The organism is Petrotoga sibirica DSM 13575, assembly GCF_002924625.1.
In the GTDB taxonomy this organism is placed as follows: Bacteria; Thermotogota; Thermotogae; order Petrotogales; family Petrotogaceae; genus Petrotoga; species Petrotoga sibirica.
Window position 1 is genome coordinate 16302 of the sequence record NZ_JAHC01000026.1, and the last position, 18765, is coordinate 35066.

Genomic DNA, 18765 nt, shown 5'->3' on the forward strand with positions numbered 1-18765 from the left:
ACCGTATGTATTGGCGATATGCAGTAAGAAGAATATTGATGGGTGTTTTTATCTATGTTGTAATCATTTTCATATACTCAGCCTTGTTTAACACGGTAATGGATCAGACGTTAAATAGTCAAATAGTCGAGCAAGTAAACGGTGAAATAATGAAAATGTCTCAGGTAGGAACAGATCCTGAATATTTGGTAGAATACAGGCTGAGAAGGATCGGAGAACTTCGTGACTTATACCACTTAGATGACCCAATACTTTCCAGAATTTTTTGGAGGGCTATTGATACGCTGACTTTCAATTATGGTAAGTCAACTGTAATGAGATCTTTTGAAGGCGAAACTGATGTTATTAAAATAGTTTTAGAAAGAATACCAAATACTTTGATGTTGTTCACCACCGCCATAATTATCGATATATTGATAGGTGTGTGGTTGGGTTTAAAAAAAGCTCAGAAAGCTGGAAAAACAATGGATAAGACGACTTCTATAATCACAATGGGAGTATATGGACTACCATCTTGGTGGTTTGGGATGGTTATGATAATGTTGTTTGCATTTGCAATACCTATTTTTCCTTCAGGAGGTATGAACAGTGTCCCACCTCCAACAACCTTTTTTGGAAGAGTTCTTGATACTTTATACCATATGGCTTTGCCAATAATTACCCTTGTTTTCATAGGTTTTTGGGGAAGGGCTTATTTAACAAGAAATATAGTTTTAGGAAATCTGCAAGAGGATTTCATAATGTCCGCAAGGGCAAGAGGAATTCCCGAAAGATCAGTTTTGTATGGTCATGCCTTAAGAACCTCTGCTCCTCCTATTTTAACTATGTCGCTTTTATCCTTGTTAGCTTCTTTTTCTGGTGCGCTGGTATTTGAAGGTATATTTAGTTGGCCTGGAATGGGAAATCTTTATTGGGCAGCGGTTCAGATGAACGATATCCCTGTTCTTTTGGGTAACCTTTCCATAACAACTCTCATATATATATCCGGTATCGTCGTTTTGGATTTGATATACGGCTTTTTAGACCCTAGAATAAAAGTTGGTGGGAAAGCGTGAATAAAACAAATCTTGTTGCTAAGCAATTGAAAGATTTTTGGAATGAGTTCAAGCAAGTTAAATTTGGTATAGCTGGAATAATTCTTTTAATTCTTTTTATAATTTTAGTCATTTTTGAATCGTTTTTAACCCCTTTCCCCGAAGCTTCTACAAGGTGGAGAGATATAACATATTGGGAAGATAATCCACGAAGTGTTCCCCCTGTTTGGATAAATTGGTTTTCTCAAAAGGATTATACTCCAACTGAATATATTGAAGATTTAGAATATACAGAACAAAATATTTCCGGTCCAATAAGTATTTTAAATTCAGTTATAGAGTATCAGTACGATTATGATGTTCCGCCTGTTGATCTAATCTATAGAGGGAATTTTAAAGGTAACTTTAGTTTGAATATTGTTTTGGAACGTCCAGATGGTAATAAAATCAACTTGGTGACCAAAAGTTTTAGTGCAAACACAGAAAAAGACTTTAGAATATCACTTATTAATGAATCAGGGAACAACGTTAGAAGTTTTGCAAGGAGGTATGTGCAAAACCTCCCTCCAAGAGTTAACATAAATACCGTGCTTTTTTCACAAACAGATGGTGAGCTTTTTTCAAATCCAACTCCATTAAATGGAACTTACAAGCTAAATATAAATCTAATGAAACTGACAGAGGAAACGGTTATTGAAGACACAAGGTTAGTTGTTTCAGGGAGCGTTTCTGGTTGGCTTGGAACAGATAACTCTAAAAGAGATGTTTGGAGTGGCTTGTTGGCAGGCATTAAATGGGCATTGTTCATAGGGCTTATGACATCTGCTATTTCAGTGTCAATTGGAGTTATTTACGGAGTTGTTTCTGCGTATTATGGGGGTATAGTTGATTCTATAATGCAGAGAATTTGGGAAGTTTTCATCAACATACCTCTCCTTCCAGTTTTAATTGTTTTATCAGCAATATTCAGCCCTTCTATTTGGAGCCTGATTCTTATGATGAGTTTGTTTTTTTGGGTAGGCCCTGTTAAAACAGTGAGAAGCATGGCCTTACAAATTAAAGAAGAAACATATGTTGAAGCGGCAAAAGCTTTAGGTGCTTCACATAGAAGAATAATTTTTAGACATATGATTCCAATCTTGATTCCATACTCTTTTGCAAGTATGGCTTTGAGTGTTCCGAGCGCCATTCTTTACGAGGCAACCGTTAGTTTGCTTGGTTTAGGAGATGCGACCATAGTAACATGGGGACAGATTCTTCATGATGCCATGAACGGCGGAGCTGTAACAAACGGTCTTTGGTGGTGGGTTGTACCTCCTGGAATTGCTATAGCTTTAGTAGGTATGACTTTTGCCTTTTTAGGTTTTGCAATGGACACCATCTTAAATCCAAAATTGAGAACGAGGTAGATATGAATGAAAGATATTTTAAATGTTAAAAATTTAAAGGTTTACTATTATACAAGAAAAGGTGTTGTAAAAGGATTAGACGACGTTAGCTTTTCTCTGAGAGAAGGTGAAACATTAGGTCTTGTTGGAGAGTCTGGATGTGGTAAAACAACTTTGGGCATGGGGGTTTTGAGAATGCCGAGCCCTCCAGGCAAAATTGTAAGTGGAGAGATTAATATAGATGGTGAAAATATAGTTCACTTAAAAGAATCTGTTTTACGTAAGAGAGTCAGATGGGAAAAGATTTCTATGGTTTTTCAAGGGGCCATGAATAGTTTGACTCCTGTTTACACCATTAAAAAACAGATGATGGAAACCCTTCAAAACCATAGGGAAATGGAAGAAGAAAAGGCTTTTGCTATAATTAAAAAATATTTAAATCATGTGGGGTTATCTGAAGATGTTTTAAAGAGATATCCTCACGAATTATCAGGAGGTATGAAACAACGCGTAGTAATAGCCCAAGCATTGTTTTTAGAACCAAAAGTAGTTATAGCCGATGAACCTACTACAGCGTTAGATGTTGTCGTTCAAGCTCAAATAATAAACCTTTTGAAAAGCCTAAAAAAAGACCTCAATTTGTCCTTTATCTTTATAACCCATGATTTAGCTACCGTAGCGGAAGTTGCTGACAGGATAATGGTGATGTATGCAGGTAAGATTGCTGAAATTGGAGAAAATTATCATATTTATGGACCACAGGGTCCAGCACATCCATATACCAATGGTTTAATGGGAGCTACACCTCGTTTACATAAAAAAGTTGAAGAGCTTGCTTTTATACGGGGTGTCCCACCTGATTTGCTCAATCCACCTCATGGATGTCGATTCCATGAGCGTTGCCCGGTTGCTTTCGATAGATGTAAAGTAGAAGAACCACCATTAAAGGAAATTGAACCCGGGCATTTTGCGGCTTGTTGGAGGTGTTTTGATGAGTGATGAAATCATATTGAGTATTAAAAATTTGAAAAAATGGTTCCCTTTACGAAGAACCTTTTTAGAGGTATTTCAAGGACAACGAAGATGGGTAAGAGCGGTTGATAATGTAAGTTTTGATATAAGAAAAGGAGAGATATTTGGTTTAATTGGAGAATCTGGCTGTGGAAAATCAACGACGGGTAGATTAATGATGAAATTAGAAGAACCAACAGAGGGTCAAATAATATTTAAAGGTAATGATATTACTACGTTATCTTCTACGGATGAAATTAAGAAGTATAAAGAAGATGTACAAATGATTTTTCAAGATCCTTACTCTTCGATGAATCCAAGGTTTAGAGTTAGAGATGTTCTAGCTGAACCGTTGATCATTCATGAAAAAACGAAGGATCCTAATGAGATTGAAAAAATAGCAAAAAATGTTCTAAATCAAGTAAAATTAACACCACCTGAAGAGTTTATGGATAGATACCCTCACATGCTCAGTGGAGGACAAAGGCAAAGAGTTGCCACTGCAAGAACCTTAGTTCTTTCCCCAGATTTTATAATAGCTGATGAACCAGTTTCTATGATAGATTTATCAACTAGGGCAGAAATTCTCCACATGATGAAAGACGTTCAACAAGATTTAGGCCTAACTTATCTATACATAACTCATGACTTATCAACTGCAAGATATTTTTGCGATAGGATGGCAGTTATGTATCTAGGAAGAATAGTTGAGTTAGGCGATGCTGACGAAATAATTGAAAGGCCTTTACACCCATACACCAAAGCTCTGATAGAAGCAGTACCAGAACCTTTACCTGGAAAAGAAAACGTAATAAAAGAATTACCAATAAAGGGAGAGATTCCATCTGCAGCAAATATCCCAAAGGGATGTAGATTCCATCCAAGGTGTATTTATGCACAGCCTAAATGTTTTGAGAATGTTGATGATCCAGAGTTGGTAGAAGATTCAAGCGGTCATTACGTGGCCTGTTATAGGTACAAAGAGATAGATCAACAAGTAGAAAAGGTTTAAAAAATCCCCACAAATGTGGGGGTTTTTAATTTGGATGAAAAGATACAAAGGTGGTTATTGGATGTATTGGAAATATGCTTTTAAAAGGATGTTAATGGGCGTTATGATTTATTCTGTTATTATCTTTGTGTATTCTGTACTTTTCAACATCATGTTTAAACTTCACTATAGTTACCTTTTGGAAGGACCAATATTACCCGAGATTTTTTCTGATTGGATTGATACCCTCACTTTTAATTATGGGCAATCAATGTCTATAAGATCTTTTAAAGGAGAAACTGATGTTGTTAAAATTATTTTAGAAAGAGTACCTAACACTATGCTTCTTTTTACGCTGGCTATTATCATGGATATTTTCTTAGGGGTATATTTGGGCATAAAAAAGGCTCAAAAAGCAGGGGAAATTATGGACAAAACTACTTCAATACTTACAATGATTTTTTACGGTCTTCCCACGTGGTGGGTTGGATTAGTAATGATTATGTTTTTTTCTTTTAGATTGCCTTTATTCCCTTCTGGAGGTATATTTAGCATGCCGCCTCCTGAGGGTTTAATAAAAAGATTTGTGGATATTGTGTATCATTTAATTCTACCTTTATCTACGCTTGTTTTTTTCCGCTTTTGGGGAAGAGCATATTTATCAAGAAATATAGTGTTACAAAATTTGCAGAATGATTTCATAACTTCTGCCAGAGCAAGGGGTATTCCTGAAAGAAAAGTTTTGTTTGGGCACGCTTTAAGAGCTTCGGCTCCACCCATCTTAACAATGTCGGTTTTATCTGTACTTGATTCTTTTTCAGGGGCATTGATCATCGAAGGTATATTTAATTGGCCTGGAATGGGGAACCTTTTCTGGGCTGCTATTCAGCAGGATGATATTCCTGTTCTTTTGGGAAATTTGTCTTTCACGACTCTTTTATATATCGGTGGTATTGTAATTTTAGATTTAATATACGGTTTCCTAGACCCTAGAATAAAAGTTGGCGGGAAAGAGTGAATAAAATCCCGCCAAGAGTTTAGTTTTGTCTTCCCCTATCCCCATTAGTATATGAAATGAATATCTTTTCGAAATTAACCATTTGTTTTTCTATGCTTACTATTTCTACATTTCGTGATTTGAAAAAATCAATAACCTCATATAATTCTGAAGATGTTTTGAAATCTACCGTTAGATCGTAAATGTTACTCTCCTTTGTTATTTGTGTAATACCAATTTTATCAAGTTCTCTCTCTAAGGTATCTTCTGATCTTACTTTTATCTTGTAGCCTGTTGCACTAAATATATCCATTAGCTTTTTCTTATCTTCACACACAACTATTTTCCCATTGTTTATTATCGCAACTCTATCTGCTATTTCTTCAACTAATGCCATATCATGAGTAGAAAGCAGAATGCTCTTTCCTTTTTCTTTCACGTTTGTTAACAATCTTCTAAATTCTACATTGGAAATTACGTCGAGCCCAAGAGTAGGTTCATCCAATAGGAGAACATCAGTATCCGCTGCTAAACAAACAGCAAGGGCTGTTTTTTGCTGCATTCCCCTTGAAAGCGTATAAACCACTTCGTTGGCTTTTTCTTTAATTCCCAAAAAATCTAAAATATCTAAGGCTTCATTTTTTGATATCTTTTTCCCCCTGATTCCAACAAAATACTGTATATTTTCAATTGGGGTTAACCTGTGATAAAGGTTCCTACTCCCTTCCAAAACTACACTTATCTGTTTAAGCGCTTTAGACCTTTCTGTTTTCAAATCATAATCTTTTATTTTTATCTTTCCTTCATCGAAAACAAGAAGGCCACATATACTTTTGATGGTAGTTGTTTTTCCTGCACCATTTGGGCCAAGGAGTGCGAAGATCTCTCCTTCTTTTACGTGAAATGAAATCTTATCTACTGCTGTAAGCATTTCTTTTGAAGTTCTTTGTGGGTATCTTTTTAGTAAATCATTAACTTCAATAACGTTCATCTATTTCACCACCCTTTAATATTGTCCCAGGGTTCCTTTAACCATGGCACGTTTTTCAAAACCTCTGAATATTGCTATTCCAACCAAAAGAAATAAAGCTGCAGTTATCCACAAAATAACATGGTCTTGAATCGGGAACTGATAAAACTTTGTTCCTGTAACCGCCATACTTCTCATCATCCCTGTTGCTTTTACCATTGGCAAAAGTTCAAACCAAAGTGCATCAACTTCAAACATCAAAATTGCCAGGAAAGCAAAAGTACATATTTGAATGAATGAAGAAATCTTTTTAAATATCAAAGCCATTCCTCCCAGAATTAAACCAACACCAACCGCGCTAATAGAACCAAGAATAATTAAATAGAGGAGAGTAAAAAGGTCGAAATTCAAAGTTCTTCCTGTTGTAAAAGCTGCTAAATACATTAAAGGCACTATCATTAGAACGTTTATACAAAAATCACTTATCACATGAAAAATCATTTGAAACTCAAATCTTACAGGAGACATAAACAGTTGTTCCAAAGTTCCTCTTTCTGCCTCTTGACTTATCCAGTCTGAGACACCTTGGAACGAAGCTAAAAACATTATCCACATGAAATAACTCACAATGATTCCATCAATTGTATCTCCGAAATTAGGTCCACTTGCTACCATATACCCAAAAAATATAAGATAGAAGATGATGAAAAGTATTATGAATGAAGAAACTGTGTCAAAAAAATACCTCCTCATTTCAATAAAATTTTTCTTGAAATTTGCAACAAAAGCATTTACCATCCTTCATCCCTCCATTTAAAAATAAAAATGGTTCTCTTACGAAAATAGAAAATAATAGCTTATTAGTCTTTCATACAACCAACTGACTTTCTATTATTTCTTTGTAAATGGGAGAATTTTTTAATAACTCTTCATGTACTCCTTCTCCTTTTATCTCTCCATCTTTCAACAGTATCACTTTGTTAGCCTTTCTTATCGTTGACAATCTGTGGGATATTATTATCAAAGTCATCTTGTACTCTTTCAATTCATCGAATATTTCTTCTTCTGTTTGAGAATCTACCCCTGACGTTGCTTCATCCAGTATCAATACCTTTGGTTCCCTTATCAATGCTCTTGCTATCGCTACTCTCTGCCTTTGCCCATCCGATAACTTACTTCCTCTTTCTCTAACTACTGTGTCGTATCCTTCATATAAAAGTCCTATGAATTTATCTACCTTCGCTTTCTTTACGGCTTTCATGAATTCCTCTTCAGTGAATTCATCATCCAACATTATGTTTTCTTTGACCGTCATGTTGAATAAAGGTTCGTTACCTCTGACTAGCTTTATCTTTTCTCTGATTTCTTGTAATTTGTAATCTATTATGTTTTTATTCCCTAATAGTATTTTACCGTTTGTGGGATCATATAATCTCACAAGAAGACTCACCATCGTACTTTTGCCGGATCCACTTGTTCCTACCAAGGCTACCTTTTCGTTTTTTCCAAAGAAGAGATTTATGTTTTTCAAAACTATCTCGTCTCTGTATTTGAATGAGATGTTTTTGTATTCGACATCGTAATTCTCAGGGAAAAGATATATACCATCACCTTCCTCTTCAGGCATATCAAGGATTTCAAAGAATCTTTCTGCCAATGAGTCTCCTCTTTGTAATTGGGCTAGTTGCTCATTGATCATCCTCAAAGGGTTATACAACCAGCTTGAAAAGGAATAAAAAGCCATTAAACTACCAATTGTAATGATATCAGACATCACCATATAACCACCTAAACCTATTACTAATGGAGTCGTTATCGTTATTACAAAAATCATCCCTTGATCTAAACCGGTAATATTCCAAGCGTACTTTCTCTTTTCCTTTCTCCAATCCTCGGTATCCTTTTCTAATTTCTTATGAAAAAGCGGTTCTTTCACGAATAACTTTATAATATTGATCCCTTCAATCTTTTCTCTCAGACTTTCCATGACCTTGCTGTATTCTTTTCTTTCCTTCTTTGAAGCATCTAATAATCTTTTATTGAAATGGTTTAATATCCAGTAATATAACGGTATCGTTGCAATAACTAACAAAGTAAGCTGCCAACTAAAAGTTGATAAAACAATTAAAATAATGAAAACATCGATGATGTTTAATATTATCACGGGTTTTGTTAGTACGAGAAAGTTGGCTATTTCATTTATATCAGATGTGATTCTGGCAAGAAAATCTCCAATTTGGCTGTCTGAGGAGTAAGCAGAAGGAATCTTTTGAACTTTTTCATATAAAGTCAATTGTTCATTCTTTATCACATCTGCTTCACTTGCACTTGCGTAATAATTTTCAAAAAAGCCTAGAATCACTTGGCCTACTACCACAGTTAAATACGCCAACATGGAAGGTAAGAGAAGAGAAAACTTGTTTTGAAATATAACTTCATCGATCATGTATCTCAAGATATAGGGATTGGCTATGAAAAAAAACGTAAGTGGAATTGAAAAAAGATAAAGATTAAGATGAACCTTTTTGTACTTTTTTGATTATTCGAATAATCTTTTAACGTTAGAAGAAATTATTTTTGATTTCACTGGATAAATCTCCTCCTTCCACTTTTATTTTACACTACTTTTCCTGCGGGGTTACTTTTTGCTGGCGAATAATTCCTAACTTCGCAATCTTTTCCTCCAAAAACTTATCTAGATACTTCCTTAAATCTTTTAAGCTTTTTCAAACGTTGTTTCTTGTACAAAGTAAATACATCAACTAAGCATTTACTCTACTTCATCCACAACACTTACAATCGCTGTGGGTTCTAGACCATTTGTCCTATTTATTCCATCATCATCCCCTCCATAAACAAATATACCCCCTAACACCAGAACACTGAACAACAAAACAACAACAAATTTCTTCATCCTCTTTCACCCCCTTGAATTATTCTTTTAATTAAAGACTAAAATTTCAAATAATCCATCTCCTGATTTTAATCATACACTTTTCCATATGATTTTCAACTGTTTTTTTAATTGGTTTCAAATATGTATTGATAAAGTATTACAGAGATTACTCAAAAAAAACTTATGTTAAAATCAAACTTGATAATTTTTGTTATCTTTAAATTACTTATATTCTCTTTTTCTTTTTTTATCTGTATTATGGTACAATTGTGTTTAAATGATTTCGATCTATTTTTAGAAAAATTTCTAAGTTGAATTGAAGTAAACGAATGTTCCATTATTATAACGCTGTGTAAATATTTCATGAGGATAGGGAGGTTCTTAGAATGAATCTTCGATCTTTGGTTGAAATTGTGAATAAAGGACAGTTCATAAGGCCAATTTTGAATTATGTTGTTCATTACTTAGAAAGTGATAGATCAGATAAAAATAAAAACATCGTCAATTACATAAACGTTTTGAAATTAAAATGGGATGTTAAATACGATGAAGCCCTTGAGATAATAGATGAAGAGATAAAGGGGCTGAAAAAAGGTGGTTTGTATTATCTTTTTCTGGATCAAAAAATTCATATATTGAATAGAATTAAACAAAAAGAGGGTGTTAAAAAAGTATTCGACGAACTAAAGGATAATTTTGACAATATACCTGTTTATGTCAGAGGACTTGTTGTAGAAACTCTAAAAAATATACATGAATTGTATTATGAACCCGATGAAAATATGGAAAAGATAAGATATTGGAGTGAGAATTACGAACAAAACCCTGTTGATAAAGGCTTCATATTACTATCAAAAGCAAGAGGGAAAAAGAACGAAGAAAGATACGAAGAAGCAGTTTGTTTGAACGTTGAAGCATTTAAGATTTTAAAAACTATTCCACATCCTTCTGGCATGGTGCAAGCTTTAAACAATTCATCTTGGTGGTTGAAAGATACAAACAAAGAAAAGGCTTTAGCTTTTATTTTTCCATTAGGATTCTACCTTGGTTACTATTTCCATGATGATAACTTTGATGTTTTCAATTCCCTCGATACTATGTTTCAAGTACAGAAGAGTAACAACGATCCTTTGGTTTATGAGACCGCCTTTATTTTCTCACGCTTAGTTTCATCGTTGACTGGTGATAAGAAAAAAATAATCTGGAATGAGTTTGGATATACAATTCACGATGTCAGATGTTTTGTTTTGAATATTAGAAATAGAAATAGAAATTACTTAAATACGAAAACGTTAAGAGATTTCCTAAGGAAAGAAATAGGAAAAGAAAAGATACCCATAGACTCAATGAACGTTTCTGAAAGAACGTTGAAAGAGTTTTTATCTGCAAAGACAAAGTACATTCAACCAAATACCTTGAGAAACATACTAGATGTTCTTGAGTTTGAAATCACCACATCCACACCTTTGTGTATAATCAAAGAATTGAAAAAGAAGGATATAGATAAGAAGTTTAAGATAAACCTTGAAAAGTTTAAAAATCTTCCACAAGAAAGACAAATATCAGAATTCTTTACATCTTACCTCGTTCATTACTACAAAGAAGAGATTGATCTAGAAAAGATAATTAAAGAGATAGAAGATAACAGTTTAATTGAACAAAGATGTGATTACTACACGAAAGAGTTAATAAACTCTATCTTTGAAAGAAATCCAAAGATAGATTTTGATTCTTTACTAACAAACGTTCAAAAACCAAAAATCTACACAAACAAAAATATAACCTTCAACGAACATCCATTTTATTTGGGAAGGAAAGATGTTGTAAAAAGGTTTATGAAAGACTTGAATAAAAAGAATTTAAAAGAGTTCATTGAAAATTACGTTAGTCTTGATACAAGACAAAAAAAGACAGTAGAAAAGTTCATAATGAATTACGGTAGGTACTACGACTTAAAAGATATACCAAAAGAATTCACACCGAAAGTACCAAAAGAGATTGATCCATTCGTGAAAAAATACACGTTGAAAAGAAAACCTTCTGCTGTTTCTTTTTATGTTTTTGAAGGGGAAGAGAGAGAAGAGTTCATCAAAATTAGCAACAATTTTTAATTGAAAAAACGCCCATGTTGGGCGTCTTTTTTTGATTCTATCATTAGTTTTGGCATCAATTTTGCAAATATAGTTTTATATTTAATTTTTAATCCTTCAAGTGATAAAGACTGGTTGTTTAGATTTAGGGAAGAATTTTTTATTTTTTGAAAATTTCTTCTACCAGCTGCTCTTTTTGGAACTTTAGACATATGTGAATGTCTCTTCTTTCACAATATGCAATCTTATAATATCGGGAATATCTTCTTCTTTATCAAAGTGACATTTTATGGCATCTTTAATATTTTCTTTAAGCTCATCTAAGGAAGATCCTTCTGTAAAGATTAATTCTCCCAAAGCCCTAGCGTTATATCCGCTTTCTGGATCTTCTTCCACTATAAATATTATTTCCTTGACTTTCATCAGATTCATCCCCTTTTATTTTCTAGTTTCTAATTATATATTATATCATATGGGGATAAATTGTCAGAAAACCATCCATTCTTTCTTTTTATGTTTTTGAATGGGAAGAAAGGGGCATTCTCCACCCCAATTTAGTTGGAGTGGAGAGGGTTTAGCTTTTGACAGATGCTGTATGTTCCTCTGATGTTTTTGAGTCTTTAAGTTGTTTTTTCAAATCAATTCCTGAAAATTGACTCATATAAAGATTGTAGTAAAAACCTTTATTTTTCATGAGTTCTCCGTGATTTCCAGTTTCGACAATGGAACCGTGATCCATTACTAAGATTATATCCGCATCTCTGATCGTAGATAATCTATGAGCAATGATAAAGCTTGTACGCCCTCTCATCAGTTTTTCCATAGCTTGTTGTATTAATGTTTCTGTACGAGTGTCTACAGAACTTGTTGCCTCATCCAAAATTAAAATTTTGGGGTCTGCAAGGAAAGCCCTTGCGATTGTTATTAATTGTCTTTGACCTTGTGAAAGGTTCGAGGCTTCCTCATCTATTATTGTGTTGTAGCCATGCGGTAAGGTTCTGACGAAATGATCTACATACGCCGCTTTAGCAGCTTGGATGATCTCTTCATCAGATGCATCTTCTTTACCGTATGCGATATTTTCCTTTATCGTGCCTCCAAATAGCCAGGTGTCTTGAAGCACCATACCAAAGTTTTTTCTGAGATCCGATCTTCTCATTTGTCTAATGTCAATACCATCCAAGGTGATTCTTCCACCTGTGACATCGTAGAATCTCATCAAGAGGTTTACAAGTGTCGTTTTTCCAGCACCTGTTGGTCCTACTATCGCGACGTTTTCCCCAGGTTGAACGGTTAAGTTCATTCCTTCTATCAAAGGTTTTCTAGGGTCATAACTGAAAGATACGTTTTCAAACGCTATTCTTCCTTCTACTTCAGATAATTCTATAGGATCGATTGGATCAGCAACTTCGTCTTCTTCATCTAAGAGTTCAAATACTCTTTCTGCAGAAGCGATAGTTGATTGTAAAATATTTATAATATTGGCTGTTTGAACTATCGGTTGCGTGAACATTCTTGAATACTGTATAAATGCTTGTACATCCCCAAGTGTCATCATACCGTTAGCTACTCTAAGTCCACCAATAACACTGACAAGTACGTAGTTAAGATTGTTTAGAAAAGCTATGGCAGGTCTTATTATACCTGATATGAATTGAGATTTGAAACTTGCTTGGTATAATCTAGAATTTTCGTGATCGAATGTTTCTTTAGCTTCTTTTTGTTTGTTGAAAACTTTTACAATGTTATGACCTGAATATGTTTCTTCTACATGACCGTTGAGTTTTCCCGTGCTGTCCCACTGCGTTTCAAATTGTTTCTGAGATTTTTTTACGATGAACATTGTTACAATTAGAGATAAAGGAATCAGCGTCAAGGCTATTAAGGTGAGCAAAGGACTTATCGTTAACATCATAACGATGACACCGATTATAGTAACAGTAGCTGTTATGATCTGTATTAACGTTTGTTGAAGCGTTCTTCCTATGTTATCAATATCGTTGGTCACTCTACTGAGAATATCACCGTGGGAATGACTATCAAAATATTTAAGTGGAAGTTTTGCCAGTTTGTTGTCAACTTCTTTTCTGAGCCGATAGATGGATTTTTGCGAGACACCCGCCATCATATATTGCTGAAGCCAATTGAAAAGGGCTGATAATCCGTAAATTACTAAAAGGGTTAATAAGATTTGTACGAGTTTGTTATAATCCACTCCCTGGCCTGGAATTATGTTCATTGGCCCAATCATTTCTGCAATTTGATCGTTCCCTGAGAGTTTAAGCATTTGTATAGCTTCTTCTTTTGTCATATTTTCAGGCATATTTTTGCTAATTATACCTTCAAATAACACATTGGTGGCGTTCCCTATTATCTTAGGGGCTGTTATCATAAAGATTGTAGCTAGAATGGCAAAAGAAACAACGAACAAAATAGGCACTAATTGAGGTTTTAAATATCCAAGTAATCTTTTTAAGGAACCCCAAAAATTTTTTGGTTTTTCCCCAGGAGTTGCTCCTCCTCGCCTTCCCATTCCTATCGCCCTAGGTCGATTGGTTGAACTTTTAGAAGTTTTTGTGTTATTGGGACTCATGCGGTTTCCTCCTCTGGTAACTGGGATTTTACAAGCTCTCTATATACTTCACATGATTGCATAAGTTCTGAATGTTTTCCTTGCCCTCCTATTGTTCCGTCGTCGTTTAGAACGATTATTAAGTCTGCATTAAGTATGGTACTCACCCTTTGAGCTACTATTATAACTGTGGCATTTTTAGCCTCTTCCTTTAGGGCTTCCCGAAGGTTGGCATCGGTTCGATTATCCAATGCTGAGAAGCTATCGTCGAATATATAGATCTTTGGTTTTTTGACAATTGCCCTTGCAATTGATAAACGTTGCCTTTGACCACCGGAGAAGTTCATTCCTCCTTGATCAACTGGAGCTTGTAGTTTGTCAGGTAATTCTTCTACAAAATCTTTCGCTTGGGCTATTTCTAAAGCATGCCACATTTCTTCTTCCGTTGCATCTTTCTTACCATATGCTAGATTGGAAGAAATTGTTCCACTGAATAGATAAGCTTTTTGAGGTACAAAACCTAGTAAGTCTCTAAGATTTTCCATCGACATTTCTTTAATATCTACACCGTCGATTTCTATCTTTCCATCGGTAACTTCGTAAAAGCGTGGGATCAAGTTTATAAGAGTGCTTTTACCGCTTCCGGTACCACCTACAATTGCGGTAGTTTTGCCTGGTTTAGCTTCAAAAGAAATGTTTCTTAGTACGGGTTTCTCAGCACCTTCGTATTTGAATGTCACATTTTTAAAAGATACAGTACCTTCTTTACTTTTTAAAATAACAGGATTGTCTGGTTCATTAATTGTAGGTTCAGTTTCTAATACCTCTTTGATACGATCGGCAGATGCTTCTGCACGAGGCCACATGACAAACATCATCATCGCCATCATTATTGATATGAGTATTTCCATTATATAGGTTAAGAAGGCTGTCAAGTTGCCTATTGGCATTGCCCCACTGTCTATTCGCATTGAGCCAAACCAGAGAATGCTAACGGTTGAAAGGTTCATGATGAGCATTAGAAGAGGAATACCTAATGCTAATAATCTGTTTACTTTTATGGCGGTTTGAGTTAAGTCGCTATTAACTTTATCGAATCTTTTTTCTTCACTTTTTTCTTTCACGAAAGCTCTGATGACGCGTACGCCCATTAATTTTTCACGTAGAACACGGTTGACGTTATCGAGCTTTATTTGCATGCTTCTAAATAGTGGAATTGCCTTGCGCATTAGAAAAAATACAACGATTCCCATCAATGGAATTATCACTAGAAGTGAAGTAGAAAGGACAACGTCTTGACGAATAGCCATAATAGCGCCACCTATTGCCATTATGGGTGCAAGAATCATAACATTCAACATTATTAATACCAACATCTGAATTTGGTATACATCATTCGTGTTTCTCGTTATTAGTGATGCGGTTCCAAACTTGTCTATATCGTTTTGAGAGAAACTCATCACCTTGTAGTAAAGATCTCTGCGTAAGTCATGTGCAAATTTTGCAGAGATTCTTGAGGCAAAAAATGTCGCCCCTACAGCAGCACCAACGAGTAATAAGGAAAATAACAACATCTTTCCTCCCGCCTGCATTATATAAGGGAGGTCTCCTTTGGCAACGCCGTTGTTTATAATGTCTGCATTTAAGTTTGGTAAGTATAAGTTTGATACGGCTTGGACAGTGAGTAACACCAATGCCAAAATTACTTCTTTATAATACTTTTTTAGATATTTGTTTAGTATAGTTCTCATCCTTGATCTTCTCCCTTATGTAAATGTTTTGATAGGTTGTTGGATATTTTTTTTAGTAACTCGTTAAATGTGTTGAGTTCTTCATCTGATAAACCTTCAAAGCTGTATCTAACGATCTTTGAAAAGGATGTTTTTAAATTTTTAATTTCTTCTTCTCCTTTTTCAGTTAAATAGATCTGCAGAGTACGCATATCATTAGGATCAGATTGGCGGAGGATAAGCTCCATTTTCTCCAGCCTTTTAAGAATCAACGAAACGGTTGGAGGAGCTACGTTCATGAGCTTTGCAAGATGTGTTTGACTTATTCCAGGATTTTTCCAAATGTGCCATAAACAAACTCCTTGCCCAGGATAGACATCTTTTTCTGCCATGATCTTAAAATTTAACTGTCTTTGCAGGTTCATTACTTGAAAGAATTGTTGGACAACGTTGATCGTTGATGGATCGAGTTCATCAAAAGGGAAATTTTCAGTGCAAAGTTGTTGGTCTTTCATTTCTTTTTTCTCCTCTCATTTCATCTTTATTATTTTTTGCGCCTTTTCACCCCGCTTCCCACCCTTGAGGAAAAGGGTCTTTATTTGCGCCCTTTCACCCCGCAGCCAGCCCATTTAAGGAAGGGACCTACGGTCCCTTATACCCGGACGTTAAGGGAACCCCCTTAAAAACCCCAAATCAAGGTCAAAATCATTTAAAAACATCGTTTGCGTAGCAAACGAGATTTGGGAAAGCATTTCTAAAACATTGCAAAACAAACCATTTTGCATAGATCGGCAAAAAGCTTTTTGCACAAAACTGCAAAAGGGCTTCGCCCTGTGACCCATTTAAAACCAGAATCTTTCTTTGAGAGTTAATTGTTTGCATAGTTTTCTTGTAAACTTTTCTTAGTTTTTATTAGCGCCCTTCCCCCGCTGCCCACCCATAAGGAAGAAAATCTTTATTTCTTAATTCTGCAACCCACCTTTCTGAGGAAGGGGACTTACGGCCTCAAACTCCACCCAAATTTTATATTAGTATGCTAATAATTAACTTACTAACTATTAGTATACTAATAGTTAGTATACTATCCTTTTTTGAAATAGCCAGTTTTTATTTGAAATTTTGATTAATAATTTATATATTTTGAATGAATCTATTACTTTTTTGAATGAGTGGGGGGAAGGTAAAGATCAAATCTTCTTTTAGAGGAGTTATTGAGCAAAGTTTCCCCTATTTCTTAGGGACGAGCTGCTGAATCAAGGGGAAAAGATTTCTTTAGCTGTTAGACGCAGGAGTTCGAGAGTAATGCTTTTTCCATTCCTTTTGGGTGGGCTGCGGGGCGAAGGGGTGCTAAAAACAGCATCAGAAATGCTGACAAAAAGAAAAATTCATAATATTAAACATCATATTAATATACTGACGAGTAATATACTGACCAGTATATTACTGGTCGGTATATTAGGAATTTGCAATATAATGGTCTATATTCAAATCTATTATATCGAATGCGTTTTTTATTTTGTTAGACCAGTTTAGATTTATGGGGTGTTCTATTCTTGTGGATATCACTGTTTCCAAGTTGAGCGTGTTGGCTAAGTCGTAGTGTTTTTTTAAGTTGGTTAATCCACCAACTTTGGTGATGTCTAAGACGATCCCTGTAGCAATATTTGATACTCTGATTATATCTTCAGGTTGCTCGATTGATTCATCCCAAAAAATTGGGTAAGGTATGTGTAGGTTGCCTAAAGTATTTTCTTTATACTTCGGTGTTGGCTGTTCTAAAGCTAATATTTCAGAGTGTTTCAGAAGTTTTAGGATGTGTCTAATTTCGTGTTGGGAAAATAATCCTTTGAGGTCGATCCAAAGTTTTTTACTTTTAAAAAGTTTCATGGTTTTTTCAAGTTCTGAGAGAGATGGCTTTTCTAAGAACTCTATCTTTATAATCTCCCCATCATTTTGAATTTCAGGGAGTAGATTAAAGATATTGATGCCTTTTTTCCAAAAAATTCTAAAGAGAGATTCTTGTGAGATACTTTTTTTATTGGGGAAAAGTAATTTTGTAGGGTCATAATTGTACTTGCTTGTTAGGTAATCAAAAATCGCTAAAAAAACAGCGGTTTTTGAAGAGTTGTCTCTTTTTATCTTTTCATTGATTTTTTCTTCAATGTTGGGTATGTTTTCAATATCATCTTCCATTTCAAATAGATCTCTAATCATTTCCAATATAGCCATGGTAGTTTTAAACGTTTCACCAAAATAATAATTTGGAGTTGCCGCTCCAACCCCTTGAATACCTTGTTTGTCTATGAATTTAAACATAGCATGCTCTTGCCATTCTATATTTAAATTTTTTAGGATAGTTCTTTCTTGCCAGTAATATACGTCTCTTTTTCTTTCTTTCATAAATTTTTAGCCTTCTTAGTAAATGTTTTGCATGAGTATAAACCAAAATGAAGAAACTAATACTGCATAGGTAGGTGATAAGATTAGCTCTTTTATATTTTTTTCTTTCACAAAGACCAATTTGTACGCCACCCCAGCACCTACTGCTATAATAGACCAAAGGTAGTTTTGAGCCATTACAAAAATGAATATCGCTAACCTTTCTGATGCACCAATTGTATCCTTTTTTTCTTTTTCAAATATGTTGAAAGTTCTGAATAAGAAGCTTCCAAAAGCAGTTGTTACGATCATTCCTACAATATAAAATTGAAAAACATTAGATAAGAAAGAATCTTGGAAAAAGTTTCTGAACAGGTATGACCAAAGAAAAAAGATACCCAAAAATATAATTTCAAAGTAGATGTTGGTGTTTTTGTTTCTTATTCTTAATAAGTCTATACCTATGTGAAGAAGGACGGAGAGTGAAACTATTAGAAGCATCCATCCCGTTAACATATCAAAGTTGAAAGCCAAAAAGACTAATAAGACCCAGATGAGATGTTTATAATAATCGGACTTATCCAAAAATTTATCAGAATAAACATTGGAAAAAGCAAAATCAGATACAAAATGACTTAAAAAGAGAGTTATTGAAAACATAGTTTACCTCCATTAAAATTCTCATATAGTGCTTTAGCTGCCCTTTG

General features: G+C 34.6%; 17 protein-coding genes. 6 read left to right on the forward strand and 11 right to left on the reverse strand.

Going from position 1 to position 18765, the window contains the following annotated elements:
- Positions 1 to 5: 5 nt before the first annotated feature.
- The 5 genes from AA80_RS06635 to AA80_RS06655 all read left to right on the forward strand — a co-directional run bounded on the left by AA80_RS06635 (position 6) and on the right by AA80_RS06655 (position 5442).
- Positions 6 to 1055 carry an ABC transporter permease gene (locus AA80_RS06635; protein WP_103877007.1) on the forward strand — a complete coding sequence of 350 codons (1050 nt, stop codon included), beginning with the start codon at positions 6 to 8 and terminating at the stop codon, positions 1053 to 1055.
- Entirely contained in the window at positions 1052 to 2443 is a 1392-nt protein-coding gene (locus AA80_RS06640; protein ID WP_103877008.1) for an ABC transporter permease, read from the forward strand. Before AA80_RS06635 ends, AA80_RS06640 begins: the two co-directional genes overlap by 4 nt.
- A 6-nt stretch (positions 2444 to 2449) precedes the next feature.
- The gene (locus tag AA80_RS06645) at positions 2450 to 3421 is read left to right on the forward strand and encodes an ABC transporter ATP-binding protein (RefSeq protein WP_103877009.1); all 972 of its coding nucleotides are present in this window, start codon (positions 2450 to 2452) and stop codon (positions 3419 to 3421) included.
- Complete coding sequence (locus AA80_RS06650; RefSeq protein WP_103877010.1) at positions 3414 to 4445, forward strand: ABC transporter ATP-binding protein; 1032 nt, start codon at positions 3414 to 3416, stop codon at positions 4443 to 4445. The genes AA80_RS06645 and AA80_RS06650 overlap by 8 nt, the downstream gene beginning before the upstream one ends.
- A gap of 61 nt (positions 4446 to 4506) precedes the next feature.
- Positions 4507 to 5442, forward strand: coding sequence for an ABC transporter permease (locus AA80_RS06655; protein ID WP_103877061.1), 936 nt, complete (start codon positions 4507 to 4509; stop codon positions 5440 to 5442).
- A 19-nt stretch (positions 5443 to 5461) separates the two neighbouring features.
- Here AA80_RS06655 and AA80_RS06660 read toward each other — a convergent pair whose 3' ends face one another.
- The 4 genes from AA80_RS06660 to AA80_RS10050 form a co-directional block, all read right to left on the reverse strand.
- Positions 5462 to 6412: an ABC transporter ATP-binding protein gene (locus tag AA80_RS06660; protein WP_103877011.1), complete on the reverse strand. Its 951-nt coding sequence runs from the start codon at positions 6410 to 6412 to the stop codon at positions 5462 to 5464.
- Between the two features lie 15 nt (positions 6413 to 6427).
- Entirely contained in the window at positions 6428 to 7189 is a 762-nt protein-coding gene (locus tag AA80_RS06665) for an ABC transporter permease (protein WP_103877012.1), read from the reverse strand.
- A 70-nt stretch (positions 7190 to 7259) separates the two neighbouring features.
- A complete protein-coding gene (locus AA80_RS06670) occupies positions 7260 to 8885 on the reverse strand; it encodes an ABC transporter ATP-binding protein (RefSeq protein WP_279585879.1) in 1626 nt (541 codons plus the stop codon).
- 276 nt (positions 8886 to 9161) lie between these two features.
- Positions 9162 to 9305: a hypothetical protein gene (locus AA80_RS10050; protein WP_166667774.1), complete on the reverse strand. Its 144-nt coding sequence runs from the start codon at positions 9303 to 9305 to the stop codon at positions 9162 to 9164.
- Between the two features lie 368 nt (positions 9306 to 9673).
- On the opposite strand from AA80_RS10050, the gene AA80_RS06675 reads away from it, so the two are divergent.
- Positions 9674 to 11398 (forward strand): hypothetical protein, encoded by a 1725-nt coding sequence (locus AA80_RS06675; protein WP_103877013.1) that lies wholly within the window; start codon positions 9674 to 9676, stop codon positions 11396 to 11398.
- Here the strand turns inward: AA80_RS06675 and AA80_RS06680 are convergent.
- From AA80_RS06680 to AA80_RS06710, 7 genes are all read right to left on the reverse strand, one after another.
- On the reverse strand, positions 11395 to 11589 hold the full coding sequence (locus AA80_RS06680; protein ID WP_103877014.1) for a hypothetical protein: 195 nt from the start codon (positions 11587 to 11589) through the stop codon (positions 11395 to 11397). The genes AA80_RS06675 and AA80_RS06680 overlap by 4 nt on opposite strands.
- On the reverse strand, positions 11582 to 11800 hold the full coding sequence (locus tag AA80_RS06685; protein ID WP_103877015.1) for a 2-oxoisovalerate dehydrogenase: 219 nt from the start codon (positions 11798 to 11800) through the stop codon (positions 11582 to 11584). The genes AA80_RS06680 and AA80_RS06685 overlap by 8 nt, the downstream gene beginning before the upstream one ends.
- Positions 11801 to 11951: 151 nt before the next feature.
- Positions 11952 to 13970 carry an ABC transporter ATP-binding protein gene (locus AA80_RS06690; protein WP_103877016.1) on the reverse strand — a complete coding sequence of 673 codons (2019 nt, stop codon included), beginning with the start codon at positions 13968 to 13970 and terminating at the stop codon, positions 11952 to 11954.
- On the reverse strand, positions 13967 to 15700 hold the full coding sequence (locus AA80_RS06695) for an ABC transporter ATP-binding protein (RefSeq protein WP_103877017.1): 1734 nt from the start codon (positions 15698 to 15700) through the stop codon (positions 13967 to 13969). Before AA80_RS06695 ends, AA80_RS06690 begins: the two co-directional genes overlap by 4 nt.
- Positions 15697 to 16194: a MarR family winged helix-turn-helix transcriptional regulator gene (locus AA80_RS06700; protein ID WP_103877018.1), complete on the reverse strand. Its 498-nt coding sequence runs from the start codon at positions 16192 to 16194 to the stop codon at positions 15697 to 15699. The genes AA80_RS06695 and AA80_RS06700 overlap by 4 nt, the downstream gene beginning before the upstream one ends.
- A 940-nt stretch (positions 16195 to 17134) precedes the next feature.
- Positions 17135 to 18079 carry an enolase C-terminal domain-like protein gene (locus tag AA80_RS06705; RefSeq protein ID WP_103877019.1) on the reverse strand — a complete coding sequence of 315 codons (945 nt, stop codon included), beginning with the start codon at positions 18077 to 18079 and terminating at the stop codon, positions 17135 to 17137.
- A gap of 15 nt (positions 18080 to 18094) precedes the next feature.
- Positions 18095 to 18718, reverse strand: coding sequence for a hypothetical protein (locus tag AA80_RS06710; RefSeq protein ID WP_103877020.1), 624 nt, complete (start codon positions 18716 to 18718; stop codon positions 18095 to 18097).
- Positions 18719 to 18765: the final 47 nt, after the last annotated feature.

What these genes read in the sequence shown, in the direction of transcription:
- AA80_RS06650 (WP_103877010.1), top strand. Translation starts at nt 3,414, where the DNA reads ATGAGTGATGAAATCATATTGAGTATTAAAAATTTGAAAAAATGGTTC.
- AA80_RS06655 (WP_103877061.1), top strand. Translation starts at nt 4,507, where the DNA reads ATGTATTGGAAATATGCTTTTAAAAGGATGTTAATGGGCGTTATGATT.
- AA80_RS06710 (WP_103877020.1), bottom strand. Translation starts at nt 18,718, where the DNA reads ATGTTTTCAATAACTCTCTTTTTAAGTCATTTTGTATCTGATTTTGCT.
- AA80_RS06645 (WP_103877009.1), top strand. Translation starts at nt 2,450, where the DNA reads ATGAAAGATATTTTAAATGTTAAAAATTTAAAGGTTTACTATTATACA.
- AA80_RS06690 (WP_103877016.1), bottom strand. Translation starts at nt 13,970, where the DNA reads ATGAGTCCCAATAACACAAAAACTTCTAAAAGTTCAACCAATCGACCT.
- AA80_RS06675 (WP_103877013.1), top strand. Translation starts at nt 9,674, where the DNA reads ATGAATCTTCGATCTTTGGTTGAAATTGTGAATAAAGGACAGTTCATA.
- AA80_RS06685 (WP_103877015.1), bottom strand. Translation starts at nt 11,800, where the DNA reads ATGAAAGTCAAGGAAATAATATTTATAGTGGAAGAAGATCCAGAAAGC.
- AA80_RS06660 (WP_103877011.1), bottom strand. Translation starts at nt 6,412, where the DNA reads ATGAACGTTATTGAAGTTAATGATTTACTAAAAAGATACCCACAAAGA.
- AA80_RS06695 (WP_103877017.1), bottom strand. Translation starts at nt 15,700, where the DNA reads ATGAGAACTATACTAAACAAATATCTAAAAAAGTATTATAAAGAAGTA.
- AA80_RS06680 (WP_103877014.1), bottom strand. Translation starts at nt 11,589, where the DNA reads ATGTCTAAAGTTCCAAAAAGAGCAGCTGGTAGAAGAAATTTTCAAAAA.
- AA80_RS06705 (WP_103877019.1), bottom strand. Translation starts at nt 18,079, where the DNA reads ATGAAAGAAAGAAAAAGAGACGTATATTACTGGCAAGAAAGAACTATC.
- AA80_RS06665 (WP_103877012.1), bottom strand. Translation starts at nt 7,189, where the DNA reads ATGGTAAATGCTTTTGTTGCAAATTTCAAGAAAAATTTTATTGAAATG.
- AA80_RS06635 (WP_103877007.1), top strand. Translation starts at nt 6, where the DNA reads ATGTATTGGCGATATGCAGTAAGAAGAATATTGATGGGTGTTTTTATC.
- AA80_RS10050 (WP_166667774.1), bottom strand. Translation starts at nt 9,305, where the DNA reads ATGAAGAAATTTGTTGTTGTTTTGTTGTTCAGTGTTCTGGTGTTAGGG.
- AA80_RS06700 (WP_103877018.1), bottom strand. Translation starts at nt 16,194, where the DNA reads ATGAAAGACCAACAACTTTGCACTGAAAATTTCCCTTTTGATGAACTC.